A 21,691-nucleotide genomic window follows, 5' to 3' on the forward strand; every position below is an offset into this window, starting at 1 on the left:
CGCGGCCCGCCGCCTGGCGCGCGCATTCGGGCGCCCCTTCCGAGGCCTGGCCCCGCTGCTGCGCTCGCCCAGCGCTCTGATCGGACTGGCGATCATCATCGGCTTCGTCGCTCTGGCGCTGTTCGCGCCGCTGATCGCTCCGCATGGCCCGTTCGACGTGGCCTACCGCGCGGACGGTGCCGTGACCCGGCTCGCCCCGCCCAGCGCCGAGCACTGGTTCGGCACCACCAACCAGGGCATGGACGTGTACAGCCAACTGGTATGGGGCACCCGGGTGGCGCTGATCGTGGGCGTGGTCTCGGCGCTCGGCAGCGTGATCATCGGCACGCTGGTGGGGCTCTTCGCCGGCTACTTCGGCGGCTGGACCGACGAGATCCTGATGCGCGTCACCGACGTCGCCTACGGCATCCCGTTCCTGCCGTTCGCCATGGTGGTGATCGCGATGCTGCGCCCCAGCCTGGCCCTGGTGGTCGCCCTGGTGATCTTCTTCCTGTGGCGCACCACAGCCCGCGTGATCCGCGCGCAAGTGCTCACGCTCAAGGAGCGGCCCTTCGTCTGGGCGGCCCGGGCCGCCGGCGCGAGCCATCTGGGCGTCCTGTTCCGGCACATCGCGCCCAACGCGCTGCCGCTGAGCTTTCTGTACATGGCCATGGGCGTGCAATCGGCGGTCATGCTGGAAGCCGCGCTGTCCTTTCTCGGCTTCGGCGATCCGCAGGTGCAGAGCTGGGGCGTCATGCTCAACGCCGCCTTCCAGGCGGGCGCCATGCGCAGCGCCTGGTGGTGGGTGGTGCCGCCCGGGCTGTCGCTGTCGCTGTTCGTCATGGCGATCTTCATGGTCACCCGAGCCTACGAAGAAATCGTCAACCCGCGCCTAAGGACCAGCCGATGAACGCCCCCTTGCTGACCGTGCGCGATCTCAAGGTCGCTTACCGCACGTCCGCCGGCGAAGCGTTCGCCGTGGACGGCGTGTCCTTCAACCTGGCGCCGGGCGAGTTCCTCGGCATCGTAGGCGAATCCGGCTGCGGCAAGTCGACGATGGCCAAGGCGGTGCTCGGCCTGCTGCCCACCAACGCGCGCATCGCGGCGGGCTCGGTGCAGTTGCGCGGCCAGGAGCTGGTGGGTCTGTCCACGCGGGCCTGGCGGCGTCTGCGCTGGAAGGAAATCGCCCTGGTACCGCAGAGCGCCATGAACGGCTTCGACCCGGTATACACCGTCGAGGCCCAGCTCGACGAGGCGATGGCCGCGCATTCGAGCGCCGGCCCTGCGGCGCGGCGCGAGCGCATGGGAGAGATGTTCGATCTGGTCGGTATCGACCGCCGCCGCCTGTCGGACTATCCTCATCAGTTCTCGGGCGGCATGCGCCAGCGTGCCATGATTGCCATGGCCATGGTGCTCGACCCCCAGTTGGTGGTGGCCGACGAGCCGACCACCGGGCTGGACGTCATCGTGCAGGACCAGATCATCCAGCGCATCCGGCGCATCCAGCGCGAGCAGCACAAGACCATGCTGCTGATCACGCACGACATGGCGCTGGTGGCCGAGAACTGCGACCGCATCGTGGTCATGTACGCCGGCCAGGTCATGGAGGCCGGACGCGAGGCGGTCTTTCGCACGCCGTTCCACCCGTACACGCTGGGGCTGTGCAACGCCTTCCCGGACCTGGACGACCGCGACCGCGAACTCATCGCCATCCCCGGTGTGCCGCCCAACCTGGTGTCGCCGCCGCCGGGCTGCCGCTTCGCGCCGCGCTGTCCGTTCGCCACCGACGTATGCCGGCGCAAGGCGCCACCGCTGGTGAGCGTGGGGCCGGACCACCAAGCCGCGTGCCACCACGTGACCCGCGTGGCCGACATGCGCGAGCGGGCCCGGCTGCCGGCCACCTGGCGCGAGCCGGCCATCGCCTGACGCGGCCATGGCCAGCGGCCCCATCGCCAACCTGTAGCGCTGCAGGGCAGCATCCACACACCCTGCCACCCGGGGGGCCGGTAGAGCGAAACGAATCAAGGACATCGGGCGACAGCCTGATAGTCGTGCGTTCCTTCATCGAGGCTTTCCGTGCATCCTGCTCGGTGATCGATGCACCCCCTTATTGTCCACTTGAGAGCGACAGTATTTGATATTCCAGGCAGTTTTTCTCCCTCCTTTGCGACAGTATTCTGTCTCCATCGGTCGAAGGCGACCAACCAGCCCGAAGCGGCCGGCCGCCGGCGCGGCCCCGACCACCGGGCGCAACGAGGAGAACACTGCCATGCTGAACATTCGCAAAGCCGGGGAGCGCGGTGCCGCTGACCACGGCTGGCTGAAGTCGTTCCACACCTTTTCCTTCGCCTCCTATCACAACCCGAAGGAGCGCGGCTTCTCGGACCTGCTGGTCATCAACGATGACCGCGTCGCCCCCGGCATGGGCTTCGGCAAGCATCCCCACGCCGACATGGAGATCTTCTCCTACGTGCTGGAAGGCCGGCTCGAGCACCGCGACTCCATGGGCAACGGCTCGGTGATCGAGCCGGGCGACGTGCAGATGATGAGCGCGGGCACGGGCGTGGCGCACAGCGAGTTCAACCCGTCCACGGACGAGCCGGTGCACTTTCTGCAGATCTGGATCGTGCCCGGCGTGGCCGGCGCCGCCCCGACCTACCAGCAGAAGCGCTACACCCCGCAAGACAAGCGCGGCAGGCTGCGGCTCATCATCTCGCCCGACGGCGCCGACGAGTCGCTGGTGATCCGCCAGGACGCCAGGGTGCATGCGGGGCTGTTCGACGGCGACGAGACCGCCACCCTCGTCCTGGACGAGAACCGCTACGCCTATGTCCACGTGGCCCAGGGCAGCATCGAGCTGAACGGTGTGAAGCTCGACACCGGCGACGGGGTGCGCGTGCGCGACGAGCGCGAGCTTACGTTCGCCAAGGGGCAAGGTGCCGAAATCCTGGTCTTCGACCTTCGGCCCAAGGAGGTCCCCACCCTGCCGTACTGAGGCCGGCAGCCAGCAGGCCCACCCCCGCGCGAGCCGTTCCGGCAGCGCGGGGCGGCGCCTAGGACGTCAGTGCCCCACGCCCGCCGGCTTGGCCAGCATCCACACCGCCATGCCCACCATCATCAGGTTTTCGGTCAGCGAGACGAAACCCAGCGGCACCTTGCTGTCGCCGCCCACGCAGGCGCAGGTCAGCTCGCGCTTGTCGATGTAGACCGCCTTGAAGACCGAGACCGCGCCCACGGTCCCGATGAACAGCGCCACGGGAACCGACAGCCAGGTCAGCGCGCCCGCGATCATGAGCACGCCGGCCAGCGCCTCGGCGAACGGGTACACATAGCCGTAGCGCACCCAGCGCTGTGCCAGCAGGTCGTAGTTGAGGAACATGGTGGAGAAGCCCTCCACGTCCTTGAGCTTCTGCAACGCCAGCAGGCACATCGCGATGGCGATGAACCACTCGGCGGCCTGCACAGTCGCCAGGCTGCCGTAGGCCGCCCAGCTCGCCGCCAGGGCCATCAGCGCCGCCATCGAGAAAAGGGCGACGACCGGCGCATAGCTGGAGGCGTTCTCGTCCTTCACCTGCCTGCCGAAAAAGCGCTGCAGATCCTCGAAGCCGCCCACCCGCCGGCCGTCGATGAAGACCTGGGGCGTCGAGTCGACGCCATGTCGGCGCTTGAAGTCCTCGGTCTCTTCACGCGAGGTGAGCGGATGATCGCCCACCGCATAGCCCTCGCGTTCGAGCAAGTCGAGCGCCTTCAGCCCCCACGGGCAGGTGTGCTCCGGCATCACCATGCGATAGAGCTCGGCATGCCGTCGGGTCCGCGTGTCTGCCATGATGCTGCTCCTGGGCTTGCCTCGCCAGCCCTCGCCCTCGAGGACGAGGCGTGCGCTTGGAGCCCCGTGGTCAATGCCCGCGCTCGGTCAGCCACTGCCGCATCGCGGCGATCTCGGCCTCCTGGGCCGAGATGACATCCTCGGCGAGCTTGCGCACCTCGGGGTCGGAGCCGTACTTCAGCACGATCCGCGCCATGTCGATCGCGCCCTGGTGATGCGGGATCATCCCGCGCATGAAGTCCACGTCCGCGTCGCCGGTATAGCCAACCAGCATGTCCTGGTGCATCCGGTCGCTGGCCGCGCGGTAGGCCGCCGTCGACGGGCTGTCGGCGGCGGCTGCGGGCGCGCTGGCTCCATGCGATGCGTGGCCGCCGTGCCCCTCCTGGCCCTGGCCCACCTGGCCCTGAGCCACGGCGAGGCCGGCAGCACCGAGCATTCCCGCCAAACCGATTCGAATCCACGTTTTCATCCAGCGTCCTCTGCTCAGATACCGGGCGGCCGGCGCGCCGCCGCGTCATGCGGTCATGCGGCGAACTTCCGCCCCGGATGGTGCTCCAAGATAGACCTTCCCATGATGGCAAGGTCAAGCCGCGCCCAGGCGCTACGCCGGCCGGCAGCGTTCCACAGGAAGACGCCATGAACATCGGACAGGCCGCCCAGGCTTCAGGCGTGTCGGCCAAGATGATCCGCTACTACGAGCAGATCGGCCTCATCCCGCCCGCCGCACGCACGGCGGCGGGTTACCGCGACTACGCCGCCGCCGACATCCAGCGCCTGCGCTTCGTGCGCCGCGCCCGCGACCTGGGCTTTCCGGTCGCCGAGATCGGCAGGCTGCTCGGCCTGTGGCGGGACGACGCGCGCCACAGCGCGCACGTCAAGCGCATCGCCTGCGACCACATCGCCGCGCTGGAACGCAAGATCCGCGACCTGCAGGACATGGCCGCCGAACTCAAGGCACTGGCCGCCTGCTGCCATGGCGACGAGCGGCCGGAGTGCCCGATCCTCGCCGGCCTGGAGCAGGCGGGAGGCGGCAGCGTGCAGCCCGCCTGAAGGACGAGGCGTGCGAAAAACACCTGGGACTGCACGACCAGCGACGCCAGGCCGGGCGAGAGGTGCCGGGTCACCCCAGATCCCGACCACCAGGACCGCCAGCAGCGCATGGCGCGCAGTCACAATCGCACTCCCGTATGCCTGGCGCGCCGAGCCGGCGCGCCGGCGGTAGTCCAAGGCCTGTCGACAGGCCCCTCTAATCCAGCACCTCCCGCTCGCCCGCGTTCGCCGGTGTGAGGAGCAGGTACAGCGCCGGCACCACCACCAGCGCCAGCAGGGACACCGAGATCAGGCCGAAGATGATGACCAGCGTGAGCGGCCGGTAGAAGGCGCTGCCGACCGCCAGGGGAACCAGGCCGACGATGGTGGTGATGGCCGTGGTCAGCAGCGGCCGCAGGCGCCGGGCCGCGCCGGCCGCCGCGGCATCGGGGATGGCCATGCGCTCCTCCTTCAGGAAGCTGTTCATGGTGTCGACCATGATGATGCCGTTGTTGATGGCGATCCCGATCAGCGAGACCAGGCCGATCATCGCGAAGAAGGAGAAGGTGATGTCGAAGGCCCAGAAGCCCAGCGCCGCGCCGACCACCGCCAGCGGCATGGTGGCGAAGATGATGAAGGCCTGGCGGAAACTGGCGAACACGATCACCAGCACCCCCACCACCAGCACCACCGCGATCACCAGCGCCAGCAGCGCCGAGCCGAAGGTCTCCTGCGTCTCGGCCGACTCGCCGCCGATCACGGCGCGATAGCCGTTGGGCCAGTCCCGCTGCATCTCGGCCAGGCGCGGCGCAAGCTCGGTCATGACTTCGCCCACGGTGCGCCCTTCGTTCTTGGCCATGACGGTGACCGCACGCTCGCCGTCCGCCCGGGTGATCGCGCTGGCGGCCTCCGACTGCGCCGGCATCAGCAGTTGGTTGAGCGCGATCGAGCGCCCTTCGCCGGTGAACACCCGCACCCGCGACAGCTCCTCGGCATTGCGCGGCCCGCCCGCCTCGCCGGGACGGCTCGGCCACTCGGTGCCGAGCCGGATGTCGATGTTGTCCGAGCCCTCGTCGGTCACGAAGGTGCCGATCTCGTCCGAGCTGAAGGCGATGCGCAACTGCGCGGCGAGCTCGTCGTGGCCGATGCCGAAGAAATCCACCGCCTCGCGGTCGGGACGCAGGTTCATCTGCGGCATCAGCATGCCGATGTTGTCGCGCACGTCCACCACGCCCGCGGTCTCGCCGAGCAGGGCCTGGACCTGGCGCGAGAGTCCGAGCAGTTCGTCCATGTCGGCGCCGATGAGCTGGATCTCGATCGGATCGCCGCCGTCCGGCGAGCCGGTCTCGGCCACCACCAGCAACTGGGCGGCGGCCACGCGCTCCTCCAGGTAGGCGGCCAGTTCGCCGCGGATCTCGTCGGCCAGCTCGTAGGATTCGGCGTCGCGCTCGCCGCGCTCGCGGAAGGTCGCCGAGAAACCGACGAAGTTTTCCGCCTCGCTGGGCTGCAGCAGGGAGGCCATGGAGCCCCCGGCGAACGGGCTCTTGCGGCCGACCAGCTTGACCACGCTGTCGAAATACGGCTTGCCGCGCAGGATCTCGCCCACGCCATCGGCGATCGCCTGCGCGCTGTCCAGCTCGGTGGTGGGCGGCAACTCGATGTTGATGCCCAGGCGCTCGCCGTCGGTGGCGGGAAAGAGTTCGATGCGCGCCTGCGAGAACGCGAACAGGGATGCGACGAAGATCAACACGGCCAGCAGGACCCACAGCCAGGCGCGGCCGCGCGACTTGACCACCCAGCGTGCCGTCCAACGCTCGAGCCGCGCCACCGCGCGCTGGTTGAGCCGGTCGGAGAGGCCCTGCTTGCGCGGGTCCTCGGCCTTGCGCTGCCTGCCGAGCAGCGCGCGCGAGAGCGGCAGCGAACACAGCATCGCCACCACGAAGGAGAGCACCAGACAGACCACGGTGGTGGCCGGCAGCACGCGGATGAACTCGCCGGCCGTGCCGCTGATCGACATCAGCGGCACCAGCGCGAGGATGGTCGTGATCTGCGCGGCGAACGCCGGCTTGGCGTAGCGGCCCACGGTGGCGAGCACAGCCTGGCCGAAGGTCTTGCCGCGGTTGTAGATCTCGTCGTGCAGGCCTTCCATCAGGATGATGAAGACGTCGATGATCATCACCAGCGCGATCACCATGCCGATCACCACCAGCTCGTTGAGCGAATAGCCCATCAGCAGGATGATCAGCAGCACGCCCGCGAAGGTGACCGGCACCGACAGCCCGGCCACCACCGCCTCGCGCCAGGCGATGGTGAGAAACAGGATGACGAAGACGATCGCCATGGTCTGCAGCGCGCTCACGAAAACCTCGGTGAGCGAATCCCAGATCTGCGCGGCCTCGTCCTGGGTCACGCTGTATTCGATGCCGGCGGGCCAGGCGCCCTCGCCGTGCAACTGTTCCAGCGTCTGCCGGATGGACTCGACCAGCGCCACCGTGTCCGCGCCGGGCGTCTTGCGCACCGACACCTCAAGCGAGGGCCGGTAGTCGTCGCCCCGCTGGCTGAAGAAGGCGCGCGTGGTCTCGGTCTCCTGTGTCCGGCGCACCGTGGCGACTTCGTCCAGGCGCACCGCGCGGCCCGCGGCCAGCCCGCCCATGCGGGCCACCGGCAGCGCGCGCAGGTCGTCGACGTTGCGAAACCGCCCTTCCAGGCGCACCACGGCGCCGATGGTGTCGCTGCGGATCTCGCCGAAAGGCTGTTCGATGTTCGCGCGCTGCACGGCGTTGCGCACCGTCGCGGGCGAGAGCCCCATCGCCAGCATGCGCTCGGGCCGCAGCAGGATCTGCACGATCTCCTCGCGCTCGCCGCCGATGTCGACCTCGTTCACGCCGGGCAGGCGCTCCAGCGTGTCGCGGATGTCGCGCGCCAGCGCGTTCATGGTGGCCGAGCCGGCGGCGCCGTGCAGAGCGAAGGTGAAGATCGGCCGATCATCCACCGAGGCCTGCACGATCACCGGCGGCTCCACGTCGGTGGGCAGCTCGGCCTCGGCATCCGCGACCGCCGCGCGCAGCCGGTTCATCGCGTCGACCGGATCGGCCGCCGCGTCGAACTCGACCGCGATGACCGAGAACGAGTCGAACGATGCGCTGTCCACCTGGCGCACGCCCTGCAGCGTGGTCAACTCGTCCTCGATGATCTCGGTGACCTGCTCCTCCATGCTCTGCGGGTCCGCGCCCGGCCAGGCCGTCGTCACCGTGGCGAACGGGATGTTCAGGTCGGGCAAGGCCTCCTTGACGAGCTGGAAGTACGCCATCAGCCCGCCCAGCAGCAAGGTGATGACGAGCAGGATGCCGAAGATGGGTCGCAGGAAGAAAAAGCGCGCCAGCGGGTGGGCGTCGCGCACCTCCGGTGTCTCGCGCGATGCCGGCGCGTTCGACGCGGGCCCGGCAGCGTCGGCGCCGGGCGAGGACGGCGCAGCGCCGCCGCTCACGTCGGCTCCGCCGATGCCGCTGCGCCGTCGGCCTCGATCACACGCACGCGCTGGCCGTCCTGCAGGGCGGCGCGCCCTTCGGTGACGACGCGCTCGCCCGCCTCGAGCCCGGTCAGCACGGCGCGGTGCCCGCCCGACTGCTGGCCGAGTTCGACCCGGCGCTCCACGACCTTGCCGGTCTGGCCGTCGAGCACGAAGACGAAGGCCTGGTCGCTGCGAAAGCGCAGCGCGTCCAGCGGCACGGCCAGGGTCTCGGTCAGCGCCGGTTCGGCGATCCACACGGCCACGAACTCGCCGTCCTGCAGGCCCTGCATGCCGCCCTCGGCATGCACGATCACCTCGAAAGTCCGGGTTTCGGGGTCGAGCGACGGGCCGATGGCGTGCACGGCGCCCACGATGCGGCCATCCCCCACGGGGTCGACGTCCTGGCCGTCGAGCGGCGGATCGTCGCCGATGACCGCGCGCGCGCCTGTGCGTATGCGCCGGAAGTCGTAGGACGGCAGGTCCACCCGAACCTCGAAGCGCTCGGGATCGATGACCATCGCCGGCACCGTGCGCAGCGCATTCTGCTCGCTGTTGGTCTGCACCGTGTTCGGCATGAAATAGCGGCCCTGCTCCACGTTCAGGCGGGCCAGCACGCCGTCGATGGGCGACACCAGGCGCGATTCGTCGACCGTGAGCTGGGCCTGGGCCAGTTGCGCGCGCGCATTGTCGCGCGCGGCGGCGGCCTGCTGCACGCGCACCACGGCTTCGTCCAGTTCCTGCTGCGAAGCCGAGCGCTGATCGATCAGGGTCTGGTAGCGCTTGCGGGTCACCTGCGCGAGGGCCAGGTTGGCCTGGGCCTCGGCCAGCGCGGCGCGCGCGGCCCGCAGGTCGGCCTGCGGACGGTCCGGCGCCTGGTTGGCGATCAACTGGCCCGCCTCGACCGGGCTGCCCACGCTGAGGCTGTCGTCGACATAGGTGACCATGCCTTGCTGGGTGAAGGTGAGGAACTCGCGCTGGCGCGAGCGCGCCGTCCCCTGGCTGTACACCCAGCCCTGCAACTCGCGGCGCTCCACCGGCACCACCCGCACACTGGCCGGCCGGTCCGCGCCCTGGGCGTTGCCGGCGGCCGCATCGCCGCCCTCGTCCGGCGCCTCGCCCTGGTCCGAACCACAAGCGCTCAGGCCCAGCACGAAGGCAGCGCAGCAGGCGATCCACCAGGGTTTGATCATCATCGGCAGGGTCCTCATGGCGCGTTCGACGCGGCAGACTCGTGGGCAGCGTGGGGCGCGGGATCGCCGGGCCACGCCTCGCCCGCCATCCCGCCGCCCAGCGCGAGATGCAGGGCGATGCGGTTCTGCAGCCGGGCCCAGCGCGCGGAGATGTGCGCGCTGCGCCCGTCGAGCGCGCGCTGCTGGCTCTCCAGCACGGTCAGGAAGGGGTCGATGCCCTGTCGGTAGCGGTTGAAGGACACGTGCACCGCCTCCTCGGCGGCGCCGGCCGAGAGGCCCAGCGCGGTTTCCCGCCGCGCCAGCATGGCGTCCACCGCCAGCGCCGTCTCGACCTCGCCCAGCGCGCTCAGCGCCGTTTCCGCATAGGCATGCAGCGCTTCGTCGCGCTGGCCTTCGGCGATGTCGACCTGGGCCACCAGCCGCCCGCCCTGGAAGACCGGCTGCAGGATGCGGCCGGCGATCGACCAGACCAGGTTGCCGCTGGAAAACAGCCCGCCCAGCTCGCTGCCGCCGAAGCCGCCCGACCCGCTGAGCGAGAGCGAGGGCAGGAAGGAGCGCTGCGCCGCGCCCAGACTGTAGCCGGCGCCCAGCAAGGCCAGCTCCGCGGCGCGCACGTCGGGCCGGCGGGCCAGCAAGTCGGCCGGCACCCCGGCCGGCGGCACAGGCGGCACGGCGGGCAGCGCGCGGGCCGTCTGCAACTGCCCGTCGGGATAGACGCCCAGCAGCTTGTCCAGTTCGCGCAGGCTGCGCGCGAGCGCTTCCTGGCGCTGCTCCAGCCCGGCGCGGGCGGATTCCAGGTTGGCCTCGGCGAGCATGCCGTCCGAGGGCGAGGCGATGCCGACGCTCACCCGGTTGCCGATCTGGCGCGCCATCTCGGCGAGCGAATCGACGGTGCGTTCGGACAGTCCGACCTGGGCGCGCGCGTGCACGATCTCGTAGTAGGCGGCGACCACCTGCGCGGCCACCGACTGGCGCAAGGCGCGCAACTGCTCGCCGCTCGCCAGGAATTCGGCGCGCGCGGCGGCCGACTGCGCCGCCAGCCGTCCCCACAGGTCGAGTTCCCAGCTCACGTCGAGCGACACGTCGTGCGCCGTGCTGTAGACCGTCGACGAACCATCCGCCAGCGCCGGCAAGCCCGACAGGTTCTGGCGCTGGCGCGCGCTGCCGGCGCCCAGCCCGAGCTGGGGCAGTTGGTCCGCGCGGGCCAGACGCGCGCGCGCCTCGGCCATGCGGCTGCGCGCGACGGCCTGGGCCAAGCCCGGGTTGCCCACCAGGGCGTCTTCGACGAAGCCGTCGAGCTGGGTGTCGCCGAACTCGCGCCACCAGCGCTCGTCGCTCGCATAGGCCGTAGACCCTTCGGCGCCAAAGCGTGACGGGAGATCGAACGGCACCTCGGGCGGGGCGGGAGTGGGCACGGCGCAGGCGGCCAGCACAGCCGCGGCGAGCGCGGCGCCGGCAGCGCGCAGTCGGGCGCGGCCGACCCGTCGCAAACCGGTGAGCGTGGGCAAGGAGCGCGGAATCGGCGAGGAGGATGGCGGCGGTTGCATCGGCTCTCGAAGGACAGGCGTCAGGACCGGTCCGCCGTCGTACGTCCCGGTGCAAAACATTGTTCCCGGGTGCAAGCTGCAAGATGCGTGCCGCCCGCGTCGCTTACCGCCCGTCGGACGCGGCCCAACCTACAGCTTGTACGCCGACAGCAGCAGGCTGGTCTCGGTGTGTTCGATGTGGGGGATCGCGCGGATGGCGTTGAGCACCGCGTCGAAAGAGGCCAGGTTGTCGGCCCGCACCTCGGCGAGCAGGTCCCAGCGCCCGTTGGTCGAATACAAGGCCGCGACATTGGGATGGCCGCGCAGCGCGCGCACCACCTCCTGCGTGTGGTTGCCGCTGATCGCCACGCTCATCATGGCCCGGATGCGGTGCGCCTCGGCCTCGGGCCTGAGCCTGACGGTGTAGCCGACGATGACGCCGTCGCGCTCGAGCCGGGCGATCCGGTTCTGCACGGTGGCCCGCGCCACGCGCAGCTTCTTTGCCAGCGCGACCACCGGCGTGCGCGCGTTGTCGCGCAGGAGCGCCAGCAGTTCGCGATCGGTATCGTCCACGCGGCCTCCTGCCATATCGCCGGTCGAGCCGGCAGTATGTCCAGCTTACCGGCAAAATGCCAGATCGTGGCCGGGTGCCGGTGCGGTGCTCCCAGGTGCCTGCTCAGCGGGCGTCGCCCACCGGGCGCACCAGCGTACTCTTGCCGAAGAGGCTCTCGACCAGGTCGACCACCAGCTCGGCGGTCTGGTTGCGGATGTCCAGCGCCGGGTTCACCTCCACCACGTCGAGCGAGCCCAGGCAGCCGGTGTCGGCGATCATCTCCATGCATAGCTGCGCTTCGCGGTAGTTCACGCCGCCGCGCACCGCCGTGCCCGTGCCCGGCGCAATCTCGGGATCGAGGAAATCGACGTCGAAACTCACGTGCAGGTGGACATGGCCCGTGTCCAGGCCCCGCAGGGCGCGCGTCATCACCTCGCGCATGCCCAGCTCGTCGATGGCGCGCATGTCGTAGGCTTCGATGCCCAGTTCGCGCAGCATGCGCTTTTCCTGGTCGTCGACGCTGCGCAGGCCGATCTGGCACAACTGCGCGGCCTCCAGTATCGGCGCGGCCTCGTCGGCGAGCCCGGCGACCAGCGCCTTGGGCTCCAGCCCGCACAGCGCGGCCACCGGCATGCCGTGCAGGTTCCCGCTGGGCGACATCGCGGGCGTATTGCAGTCCGCATGCGCATCCAGCCACAGCACGCGCAGCCGCTTGCCGTTCGCACGGCAGTGCTGTGCCACAGCGGCGATGGACCCCACGGCCAGTTGGTGATCGCCGCCGAGCAGCACGGGCAAGCGCTCCGCGGCGAGCTGCTCGGCCACGGCGCGATGCACCGTCCGGTTCCAGGCAATGGCCTCGCTCAGGTGGCGCAAGCCGCTCTGAGCATCGGCCTGGGGGTTGGTCGGCCCGGCGAGATTGCCGATATCCAGCACATCCGACCCGAAACGGGCAAGCGCCTGCTCCAGGCGCGCTACGCGCAGCGCCTCCGGCCCCATGGCGGCGCCCAGGCGGGCCGCGCCCACATCGCTGGGCGCCCCGATCAGCGTGATCGCGACCATCTTGCCTGTCTCCTGTCGAACGTTGCCGGTACCGGGCCGGTCGCCGATGCGCGCCCCGCTGCCGTCCCGCGTCTATCGCGCAGCGAACGCCATGCCCGCAGGCAGCGCCGTCGCATCGCCACGCTCGGCGGGTACTGCAGCCGGGCCGGTCGCCGGCCGCGCCTGGCGCTCGTTCGCCTCCGCCGCCGCGAGCAAGCCGTACAAGTCCTTGGGATCGGCCAGTTGGGGAACCAAGGGCAGGGCCACCGCCATCCCGGCCTCGTGGGCCAGATCCCGCATGTAGCGCAGGGCCGCGTAGTCCTCCAGGGCAAAGCCGACCGAGTCGAACACCGTCACTTCGCGGGGCGATTGCCGCCCCGGGGCGCTGCCGTTCAATACCCGCCACAGCTCGGTCACCGGGAAATCGGCGGGCATCTGCTGGATCTCGCCCTCGATGCGCGTCTGCGGCTCGTACTCCACGAACACCCGCGCCGCGGACAGGATGGCCGCGTCCAGTTCCGTCTTGCCTGGACAATCGCCGCCCACCGCATTGATGTGCATGCCGGACTCGACCATGCCGGCGGTGAGTATCTTCGCGTAGGCCTTGTCCGCGGTCACGGTGGTCACGATGTCCGCGCCTTCGACCGCCGCCCGCGTCGAAGCGCACGCCTTCACGACGACGCCCAGCCGTTCGGTCCAGGGCCGCAGGTTGCCGACGAGCTTGCGCGTGGCCTCGGCGTCCACGTCGTACAGACGCAGCTCGCGGATGCCGGCCAACGCCGCGAAGGCCAGCGCCTGGAACTCGCTCTGCGCACCGTTGCCGACGAGCGCCATCGTGCGACTGTCCGGCCGCGCCAGGCGCCGGGCCGCCAGCACCGACGTGGCCGCGGTGCGCAGCGCCGTCGTCAGCGTCAGCTCGCTCAGGAATACCGGCGCGCCGGTACGCACATCGGCCAGCGCGCCGAACGCCATCACGGTGGGCAGACCCTGGCGCGTATTGACCGGATGCCCGTTGACGTACTTGAAGGCGTAGTGGCGGGCATCGCTCACCGGCATCAGTTCGATCACGCCGTCCGGCGAATGGGCGGCCGTGCGCGCCGACTTGTCGAACTCCGGCCAGCGCAGAAACGCCGACTCGATGGCCTCGACCATGCCGCGCAGACAGGCCACCACACCGCGGCGCGCCACCAGGCGAGCGGCTTCCGGGTAGCCCAGGAACAGCGTATCCACGGCCGGGCTGGCGGGAACATGCAGGGGAGTATTCATGGCGGCCTCACCGATTCGGGTACACCGCCTCAGCTTTACACAGGAGGCCGTCAATGCATATTGCTCGATATGTTGGCAAATCCCCAATTCATGGTCGAAATGGCAGATGACTCTGGCGAATTGACAAGCGAGCGGGCAGTGCGCTTGGCCTCGTGGTCGATCTACTCCCGGGCGCGCCAGGCGCTCAGGTAGCCTGCGCAGTCGATCGACCACACGCGCCCGTTCGTGACGTCCGTCATGCGCGCGGTCTGTACGGTGGCCGGCGTAGCCTGCACACAGCGGTGCTCCGTGGCGGCGCGGGCCGCCGGCGCGCTGAGGTATCCGCTCACCTCCCGCCAGGTACCCGAGGCGCTTTGCTCCTCCACGAGAAAACGCATCTGCGGCATGGGCCGCGTCACCGGAACGGCGCGCCGCTCCGGCGCGCCTTCGCGCGTCGTAGCGCACGCCACCGCGGTGCGCACGCCGTTGCGGGTGTCCACCACCCAGGCGTGCATGTCGGGATACACGCGGCAATCCAGGCTCAGGCGGCCCAGGGCTTCTTCCAGATTCGCAAAGCCAGGCCCCAGCCGCGGCCGCCCCGGCCCGGGCTCCACCTCGATGGCGAGCTGTGCATAGGCGACCAGGCTCGCGCTCGCCGCGAGCACCGGCAGCACCACCCAGGCAAGACACCCCATCGCACGCTCCCGGCCGCAGCGGTGCGCCTCGGCAAGGCGCCTGACCGGCGGCCCGGCAAGCGTAGACGCTCGCCAATGCGGCGGCCATCCGACAGATGGGTTAGGAGGGCCTGGTGACGCAACGGCTCTGCCGTCTTGCCAAAGTTCAGCGAGTCGCCGAATGCCAGGAACATGCGCAGTTGCCTGAGCGACACCTTCATGCTCCGGCTCGATCAATCCATAGAGATAAAGAATTTCAAAAATGGATCGGTTCTCTATAGCATCGGAGCCCCCGGGCAGGGCCGGTGCACGTCGAGCACCTGGCCGCGCCCTGCCGTCGCGAACCGATCGAATTCCCCATCGCAAAGGAGCAGAACCCTTGGCCCGTATTCCGTACGCCGATTGCAATGACGAGGCCGTTCGCCCGCTGGCGCAGCGCATCATCGCCGGTCGCGGCAGCATCCTGCATCTCTACCAGATGCTGATGCACAGCCCGCCGCTGGCAGAGGGATGGCTCGACTACCTGAGCGCGGTGCGTCAGAAAAGCTCGCTGTCAGGCGCGCTGCGCGAACTGATCATCATGCGCGTGGCACAGCTCAACAACGCCCCCTACGAGGCGGATCAACACGCACCCATCGCCCTGGCGGAGGGCGTATCGCAGGCCAAGCTCGATGGCCTGAGCGACTGGCAGTCGTGCGCGCTGTTCGATGGCGGCGAACGGGCGGTGCTCGCCTATACCGACGCCATGACGCGCCACGTGCAGGTGCCGGACGATGTCTTCGCCGAGGTATCCGCGCTGCATGCGCCGGCGCAGCTCGTGGAAATCACGGCCACCATCGCCGCCTACAACATGGTGTCGCGCTTTCTCGAAGCGCTGCAGATCCATGCGCATGACCCGCGCTGATTCCCGGAAAGAGGGAAGACAAGGCCATGCTCGACTGAGCAGCCCCCATACGCATCGGGGCCGGGTCACCGACCCGGCCCCGCATGCGGGCAGCAGCGCGCTGCTTGGAGGAGGAAAAGAGCGCGCTGCTGCCACACGACGCCACGATTCGGGGCGTGGCGCCGCGTCCTGCGCCGCGACAAGACCTCAGAAGAAGCCCAGCGGCTTGGCGTCGTAGCTCACCAGCAGGCACTTGGTCTGCTGGTAGTTGCCGAGCGCCATCTTGTGCGTCTCGCGGCCGATGCCGGACTGCTTGTAGCCGCCGAAGGCCGCGTGCGCCGGATACAGGTGATAGCAGTTGGTCCACACCCGGCCGGCCTCGATCTCGCGGCCCATGCGATAGGCGCGCGTGCCGTCGCGGCTCCACACTCCGGCGCCCAGCCCGTAGTAGGTGGCGTTGGCCAGCTCGATGGCTTCGGCCTCGTCCTTGAAGGTCATCACCGAGGCCACCGGCCCGAAGATCTCCTCCTGGAAGATGCGCATCTGGTTGTTGCCGAGCAGCATGGTCGGTTTGACGTAATAGCCCGTGCCCAGCTCGTCCGACGGGCTGGTGCGGCTGCCGCCGGTCAGGCACTGCGCGCCCTCGTCGCGGCCGATGTCCAGGTAGGACAGGATCTTGTCGAGCTGCTGCTGCGAAGCCTGCGCGCCCACCATGGTACTCGGATCGAGCGGGTGGCCCGTCTTGATCGCCTCCACGCGCTTGATCGCCTTCTCGATGAAGCGCTCGTAGATCGACTCCTGCACCATCACGCGCGAAGGGCAGGTGCACACCTCGCCCTGGTTCAGGGAGAACATGGCCAGGCCTTCGAGCGCCTTGTCGAGGAAGTCGTCTTCGCGGTCCAGCACGTCGGCAAAGAAAATGTTGGGACTTTTGCCGCCAAGCTCCACCGTCGAGGGGATGAGGTTCTCGGCGGCGGCGCGCAGGATCGACTTGCCCACCGGGGTCGAGCCGGTGAAGGCCAGTTTGGCGATGCGCGGGCTGCTCGCCAGCGCCTGGCCGGCCTCCTTGCCGAAGCCGTTCACGACGTTGACCACGCCCGGCGGCAGCAGATCACCGATCATCTCCATCATGACCATGATCGAAGCGGGCGTCTGCTCGGCCGGCTTGAGCACCACGCAGCAGCCCGCGGCCAGCGCCGGGGCGAGCTTCCAGGCGGCCATGAGCAGCGGGAAGTTCCAGGGGATGATCTGGCCCACCACCCCGAGCGGCTCGTGGAAGTGATAGGCCACCGTGTTGTCGTCGATCTCGGAGATCCCGCCTTCCTGCGCGCGGATGCAGCCGGCGAAGTAGCGGAAATGATCGACCGCCAGCGGCAGGTCGGCCGCCATCGTCTCGCGGATCGGCTTGCCGTTGTCGATGCTCTCGGCTACGGCCAGCGTGCGCAGATTGGTCTGCAGGCAATCGGCGATCGCCAGCAGCAGGTTCGCGCGGTCCGCCACCGAAGTCTTGCCCCAGGCCCGGCGCGCGGCGTGCGCGGCGTCCAGCGCCAGCTCGATGTCCTCGGCGCCGGAGCGCGGGATGCGGCAGAAGGGCTTGCCGTTGATCGGCGAGACGTTCTCGAAGTATTCGCCCTTGGCGGGAGGCACCCACTTGCCGCCGATGTAGTTGTCGTATTGCTCGCGGTAGGGATAGTCCACATCCAGGCCCAGGGCCTTCAGATCGAACAGATTCATGGTTGTCTCCGTGGGGGTTCGCCGTCTGTGTGCGGCGCACAGCGTATGGTCGGCTCTCGTCTGGCCGCGTCGTAAAACAGGTGCAACACCCATGCCATCTCGCAAGGCCCTAGGGTTTTCCCCGAGCAACCCCAGGCGAAGCCGACGCGTCCCTCCGCGATAATGAACGGCATCCCTTCCGCGGTTGTCGCATATTGCGACACCCACGTCGCGCGACAGGCGCGACAGCGACACTCAGGAGGCGTCCATGCCAAACGCTCCCGTCGAACCCCGCGCGCACCCGCACGCCGCCGGCAACAGCAACGGCCTCATCGAGCGATCCTGGCAGCGCTGCCGCGTCGAGCACGCCAGCCAGCTCGATGCCGAGCCGCTCGGCATGGCGCGCGGCGAGCTGCACGATCTGCTCGCCTGCCAGAGCAGCCTGCTCGACGCCGCCCAGCCCGAGATGGAACAGCTTGCCAGCCTGGTCAACCAGGCGGCGAGCGTCGTCCTGCTGGCCGACGCCCATGGCGTCATCCTGCGCTCCGAGGGCAGCGCCGAATTCCTTGCGCGCGCCGAACGCGTGGCGCTGCGTCCGGGCGTCGACTGGTCCGAGACGCACCGCGGCACCAATGCCATCGGCACGGCTCTGGTGGAAGGCGCGCCCGTGCGCGTGCAGGGCGCGGAGCACTATCTGCGCACCAACCGCATCCTGAGCTGCAACGGCGCGCCGATCCGCTCCGGCCGCGGCGAGCTGCTGGGCGTGCTGGACATCTCGTACGACGCGAACACCGTGCATGCCTATGCGCTCGGTCTCGCCCAGATGGCCGCGCGCCAGGTCGGCAACCGCCTGCTGAGGGCGCGCAGCGGCCAGCACCGGCTGGTGCTGCAGCGCAACCCGAACCTGCTCGACACCGCCGAGCGCGGCGTCCTGCTCATCGAGGACGGCCACGTGGTGGGCGCCAACGAAGCCGCGATCGGCCTGCTCCGTACCTCGTGGCGCGAACTGCTGGACCGCCCGCTGCTGCGCTTTCTGCAGGATTGGCAAGGGCTGCGCGACACGCCTGGGCTCATGCGCACCGTCGACGGCGAGCGCGTCTACGGTGCGCTGCACCGCGATGGTGCCGAGACCGGTGCACGGCCCATGGCGCCGGCGCGCAGCACCGGCCGCGCAACCGCCCGCGCCCCGGCGGTGCCCGCTCCCTCGATGCGCCCGGCGCTGCCCGCGCTCCCACCCGCGTTGCAACGGGAATTCTCGCGCAGCGTGCGCGTCCTGGACGCGGGGCTCTCGACCATGCTGCTGGGCGAGACCGGCGTGGGCAAGGAGGTCTACGCACGCCACCTGCACCAGGCGAGCCGCTGGCACCACGGCCCCTTCGTGGCCGTGAACTGCACCGCCTTGCCCGAGACGCTGATCGAGGCCGAACTGTTCGGCTACGAGTCCGGCGCCTTCACCGGCGCGCGCCGCGGCGGCTCGCGCGGCCTGCTGCGCGAAGCGCACGGCGGCGTCCTGTTCCTGGACGAAATCGGCGACATGCCGCTGGGCCTGCAGGCGCGCCTGCTGCGCGTGCTTCAGGAGCGCGTGGTCCAGCCGCTGGGCGCGGGTGGGCCGGTGCCCGTGGACTTCGCCGTGGTCTGCGCCACCCATCGCGACATCGAACAGTGCATTGCCGCCGGCAGTTTTCGCGCCGACCTGTTCTATCGCCTGCAGGATTTCCGGATCGACCTGCCGCCGCTGCGCGCGCGCGACGACCTGCGCGGCTTCATCCAGGACGAATTCGCAAGCCTGCTGCCCGCGCCCGGCCAGGCCAGGCTGGCCGCCGAGACCCTGGACGAGCTGGCCGCCCATCCCTGGCCCGGCAACTACCGGCAGCTACGTGCGGTGCTGCGCACGCTCGCGCTGTTCGCGCCGGACCACGGCGCCGTGCTGCCCGCCCACCTGCCGGCCACCCTGCGCACCACGGCGGGCCGCCCCCTCGCCCTGCGCGAGCCGACAGCGGCCCGCGCAGCGCCGCGCCTGGACAGCCTGCGCGAACAGGCCGTCGAACGCTGCCTGCGCGAAGCCGGCGGCAACGTCAGCCGCGCCGCCCGGGCGCTGGGCGTGCATCGCAGTACGCTGTATCGCTACCTGGAGCGCCGCGACGAGCGTTAGGGCGCTGGACGAACGGGGCAGCAGCGTTCCGGGAGGTACAGGCGGCTGCATGAAGGTCTGGAAATTCCGTACGAAATGCCGTTGGCGTAACGCTCCCTCTTCAGCGCAAGCGCGCACGATCTCGTGACCGGCGCGCCGGCGAAGCCGCCCTCGGCGAGCGGCATAACCACATGGCTTTTCCGTCGTTCGACCCAGCCTGATGTATCGATAAGCTTCATCGCATGACAACTGCCTGGAGGCATGCGATGACATTCCCGAATTGGATCAGACTCGGTGCGGCATCCGTCGCCCTGGCAGCGGCGGCCACTGCGCAGGCGTCGCCGCTGGTGAGCACGCAATGGCTGGAGCAGAACCTCCAGAACCCGCAGGTCCGGGTACTGGAAGTCAGCGTCGATCCAGGCGTCTATGAACGTGGGCACATTCCAGGCGCGGCAAACCTGAACTGGCACACCGATCTGGTCGATACGGTGAACCGCGACATCGCCTCGCGCGACAAGCTGCAGGCGCTGCTGCGCGCCGCCGGGGTGAGCGAGGACACCACCACCGTGCTCTACGGCGACAACAACAACTGGTTCGCCGCCTGGGGCGCGTGGGTGCTCGACGTCTACGGTGTCGACAACGTCAAGCTTCTGGACGGCGGCCGCAAGAAGTGGGAAGCCGAGGGGCTGCCCCTGGCCACCACACCCGGGGCGGCCAGCGCGGGCAACGTAACGCTCAAGCCTGCCAACGAAGCCCTGCGCGCGCGCCTGGACGAAGTGGCCCAGGCGGCCCGCGCGCCCGGCTCGGTGGCCATCGTGGACATTCGCTCGCCGGACGAGTACAGCGGCAAGAGCTTCGCGCCCGCCGGGGTCCCCGAGCTCAGCGTGCGCGCCGGCCACGTGCCGGGCGCGGTCAACGTACCCTGGGGTAGCCTGGTCGCCGCCGACGGCACCTTCAAGCCGGTCGACGAACTGCGCGCCATCTACGCCAGGGTGGGCGTGGACGGCAGCAAGCCGGTCATCACCTACTGCCGCATCGGCGAGCGCTCCAGCCATTCCTGGTTCGCGCTCAAGAAGCTGCTCGGCTACGACGTCCGCAACTACGACGGCTCGTGGACCGAGTATGGCAACACCGTGGGCGTGCCCATCGAGAATCCGGCCGGCACCGTCTGGGGCCGGACTTGATGCGTAGCGTCGCCCGCGATCTGCTGGCCGCCGGCCTGGCGGCAGTGGTCGCCGGCTGGGCCTGGCAGCTCGCCGCCCAGGGCCAGGCCGGACGCGGCCTGGCCCTGTCGCTGCTGCTGGGCGCCGCCTTCGGGCTGGTGCTCCAGCGCAGCCGCTTCTGCTTCTTCTGTGTCACCCGCGATTTTCTCGAGCGGCGCGACGCGCGCGGCGTACTGGGCATCGTCGTGGCGCTCGTGGTGGGCACCCTGGGCTATCACGCCGTGATGGGGGCCTTCCTGCCGGTGCCCGCCGAAGGGCGTCTGCCTGCCGGCGCGCACATCGGCCCGCTGAGCCCGGTGCTCGCCGCCGGCGCCTTCGTGTTCGGTATCGGCATGACGCTGTCCGGCTCGTGCATCAGCGCCCACCTCTATCGCCTGGGCGAAGGCGCGAGCGGCTCGGTGGTGGCCCTACTCGGCGCGCTGGTCGGCTTCGGGCTCGGCTTCCTGTCCTGGCATGCGCTGTATGTAGCGGCCGTGCGCGACGCGCCGGTGCTCTGGCTGCCGCATGCCGTCGGCTATGGCGGTTCGCTGGCGATCCAGCTCGCGGTGCTGGGCGGCATCGCGGCCTTGCTCTGGCGCCTGCATCGTGCGCCCGCGGACGCCGGCGCCGCTGCGCCACGCACGCTGCGCGCCCTGGTCTTCGGCACACGCTGGCCCGCGGCGCTGGGCGGCGCCCTGGTCGGCGCCATCGGCGTGGTGTCCTACTTCCGCAGCGCGCCCCTGGGTGTCACCGCGGAACTGGGCAGCATCGCGCGCACGTCGGCGGACCGTCTCGGCCTGCTGCCCGCCCGGCTCGAAGGCCTGGATGGCTTCGCCGGTTGCGCCACACTCGTCAAGGAAACGCTGCTGTCGCCGAACGGTTTGTTCGTCGCCGGACTGGTCCTGGCGTCGGGAGCCAGCGCGCTGCTGGCGGGCGATTTTCGCCTGGCGCGCCTGGGCCCGCGAGATGCCCTGGCCAAGTTTCTCGGCGGTGCCATGATGGGCTGGGGCGCCATGGTCAGCCTGGGCTGCACCGTCGGTGTCCTGCTGTCCGGCACCATGGCCGGCGCCCTCTCGGGCTGGGTCTTCGGCGCCTTCTGCCTGCTTGGGGTCTGGACAGGTCTGCGCGCGCGCCGTCCCGACAGCTTTGCCGCCGTCGCCACCGGGCTGGGCTAAGTCAGGCCGGACTCCT

18 protein-coding genes and 1 pseudogene are annotated in these 21,691 nt (G+C 69.9%); 8 read left to right on the top strand and 11 right to left on the bottom strand.

Annotated elements, in window-relative coordinates:
• Both FOZ76_RS00695 and FOZ76_RS00700 read left to right on the top strand, forming a co-directional pair.
• Positions 1–889: ABC transporter permease (locus FOZ76_RS00695; RefSeq protein ID WP_211365910.1), on the top strand; the 889-nt coding region annotated here is incomplete at its 5' end.
• The gene (locus FOZ76_RS00700) at positions 886–1,905 is read left to right on the top strand and encodes an ABC transporter ATP-binding protein (RefSeq protein ID WP_143946202.1); all 1,020 of its coding nucleotides are present in this window, start codon (positions 886–888) and stop codon (positions 1,903–1,905) included. The genes FOZ76_RS00695 and FOZ76_RS00700, both read left to right, overlap by 4 nt.
• Before the next feature lie 85 nt (positions 1,906–1,990).
• Here the strand turns inward: FOZ76_RS00700 and FOZ76_RS28325 are convergent.
• Positions 1,991–2,074 (bottom strand): annotated as a pseudogene (locus FOZ76_RS28325) (hypothetical protein); the annotation flags it as partial.
• A gap of 174 nt (positions 2,075–2,248) precedes the next feature.
• On the opposite strand from FOZ76_RS28325, the gene FOZ76_RS00710 reads away from it, so the two are divergent.
• Entirely contained in the window at positions 2,249–2,974 is a 726-nt protein-coding gene (locus tag FOZ76_RS00710) for a pirin family protein (protein WP_143946203.1), read from the top strand.
• 66 nt (positions 2,975–3,040) lie between these two features.
• Here the strand turns inward: FOZ76_RS00710 and FOZ76_RS00715 are convergent, their stop codons facing one another.
• Together FOZ76_RS00715 and copM are read right to left on the bottom strand one after the other, a co-directional pair.
• On the bottom strand, positions 3,041–3,805 hold the full coding sequence (locus FOZ76_RS00715) for a glutaredoxin family protein (protein WP_246129234.1): 765 nt from the start codon (positions 3,803–3,805) through the stop codon (positions 3,041–3,043).
• A gap of 70 nt (positions 3,806–3,875) precedes the next feature.
• Positions 3,876–4,274 (bottom strand): CopM family metallochaperone, encoded by a 399-nt coding sequence (gene copM / locus FOZ76_RS00720; RefSeq protein WP_246129235.1) that lies wholly within the window; start codon positions 4,272–4,274, stop codon positions 3,876–3,878.
• A 167-nt stretch (positions 4,275–4,441) separates the two neighbouring features.
• On the opposite strand from copM, the gene cueR reads away from it, so the two are divergent.
• On the top strand, positions 4,442–4,855 hold the full coding sequence (gene cueR / locus FOZ76_RS00725) for a Cu(I)-responsive transcriptional regulator (RefSeq protein ID WP_143946204.1): 414 nt from the start codon (positions 4,442–4,444) through the stop codon (positions 4,853–4,855).
• Positions 4,856–5,051: 196 nt separating this feature from the next.
• On the opposite strand, the gene FOZ76_RS00730 is transcribed toward cueR, so the two are convergent.
• The 7 genes from FOZ76_RS00730 to FOZ76_RS00760 form a co-directional block, all read right to left on the bottom strand.
• A complete protein-coding gene (locus FOZ76_RS00730; protein ID WP_170235239.1) occupies positions 5,052–8,321 on the bottom strand; it encodes an efflux RND transporter permease subunit in 3,270 nt (1,089 codons plus the stop codon).
• Positions 8,318–9,538 carry an efflux RND transporter periplasmic adaptor subunit gene (locus FOZ76_RS00735; RefSeq protein WP_170235240.1) on the bottom strand — a complete coding sequence of 407 codons (1,221 nt, stop codon included), beginning with the start codon at positions 9,536–9,538 and terminating at the stop codon, positions 8,318–8,320. The genes FOZ76_RS00730 and FOZ76_RS00735 overlap by 4 nt, the downstream gene beginning before the upstream one ends.
• Before the next feature lie 11 nt (positions 9,539–9,549).
• Entirely contained in the window at positions 9,550–11,082 is a 1,533-nt protein-coding gene (locus tag FOZ76_RS00740; RefSeq protein WP_170235241.1) for an efflux transporter outer membrane subunit, read from the bottom strand.
• A 129-nt stretch (positions 11,083–11,211) separates the two neighbouring features.
• Positions 11,212–11,649 carry an Lrp/AsnC family transcriptional regulator gene (locus tag FOZ76_RS00745; protein WP_211365912.1) on the bottom strand — a complete coding sequence of 146 codons (438 nt, stop codon included), beginning with the start codon at positions 11,647–11,649 and terminating at the stop codon, positions 11,212–11,214.
• An 88-nt stretch (positions 11,650–11,737) separates the two neighbouring features.
• Positions 11,738–12,673 carry an arginase gene (gene rocF, locus FOZ76_RS00750; protein WP_143946209.1) on the bottom strand — a complete coding sequence of 312 codons (936 nt, stop codon included), beginning with the start codon at positions 12,671–12,673 and terminating at the stop codon, positions 11,738–11,740.
• A gap of 72 nt (positions 12,674–12,745) precedes the next feature.
• Positions 12,746–13,918 carry an ornithine cyclodeaminase gene (locus FOZ76_RS00755; RefSeq protein WP_143946210.1) on the bottom strand — a complete coding sequence of 391 codons (1,173 nt, stop codon included), beginning with the start codon at positions 13,916–13,918 and terminating at the stop codon, positions 12,746–12,748.
• A gap of 161 nt (positions 13,919–14,079) precedes the next feature.
• The gene (locus FOZ76_RS00760; protein WP_143946211.1) at positions 14,080–14,592 is read right to left on the bottom strand and encodes a hypothetical protein; all 513 of its coding nucleotides are present in this window, start codon (positions 14,590–14,592) and stop codon (positions 14,080–14,082) included.
• Positions 14,593–14,950: 358 nt separating this feature from the next.
• Here FOZ76_RS00760 and FOZ76_RS00765 point away from each other — a divergent pair, with 358 nt between their 5' ends.
• The gene (locus FOZ76_RS00765) at positions 14,951–15,475 is read left to right on the top strand and encodes a carboxymuconolactone decarboxylase family protein (RefSeq protein ID WP_143946212.1); all 525 of its coding nucleotides are present in this window, start codon (positions 14,951–14,953) and stop codon (positions 15,473–15,475) included.
• A 186-nt stretch (positions 15,476–15,661) separates the two neighbouring features.
• Here the strand turns inward: FOZ76_RS00765 and exaC are convergent, their stop codons facing one another.
• Entirely contained in the window at positions 15,662–17,188 is a 1,527-nt protein-coding gene (gene exaC, locus FOZ76_RS00770; RefSeq protein ID WP_143946213.1) for an acetaldehyde dehydrogenase ExaC, read from the bottom strand.
• A 247-nt stretch (positions 17,189–17,435) separates the two neighbouring features.
• On the opposite strand from exaC, the gene FOZ76_RS00775 reads away from it, so the two are divergent.
• The 3 genes from FOZ76_RS00775 to FOZ76_RS00785 all read left to right on the top strand — a co-directional run bounded on the left by FOZ76_RS00775 (position 17,436) and on the right by FOZ76_RS00785 (position 21,675).
• Positions 17,436–19,319 carry a sigma-54-dependent Fis family transcriptional regulator gene (locus FOZ76_RS00775; protein ID WP_143946214.1) on the top strand — a complete coding sequence of 628 codons (1,884 nt, stop codon included), beginning with the start codon at positions 17,436–17,438 and terminating at the stop codon, positions 19,317–19,319.
• 245 nt (positions 19,320–19,564) lie between these two features.
• A complete protein-coding gene (locus tag FOZ76_RS00780; RefSeq protein WP_143946215.1) occupies positions 19,565–20,482 on the top strand; it encodes a sulfurtransferase in 918 nt (305 codons plus the stop codon).
• On the top strand, positions 20,482–21,675 hold the full coding sequence (locus FOZ76_RS00785) for a YeeE/YedE family protein (protein WP_143946216.1): 1,194 nt from the start codon (positions 20,482–20,484) through the stop codon (positions 21,673–21,675). The genes FOZ76_RS00780 and FOZ76_RS00785 overlap by 1 nt, the downstream gene beginning before the upstream one ends.
• The last annotated feature ends 16 nt before the right edge of the window (positions 21,676–21,691 follow it).

Origin of the sequence: Verticiella sediminum (assembly GCF_007558815.1) — a bacterium.
Lineage (GTDB): Bacteria > Pseudomonadota > Gammaproteobacteria > Burkholderiales > Burkholderiaceae_B > Verticiella > Verticiella sediminum.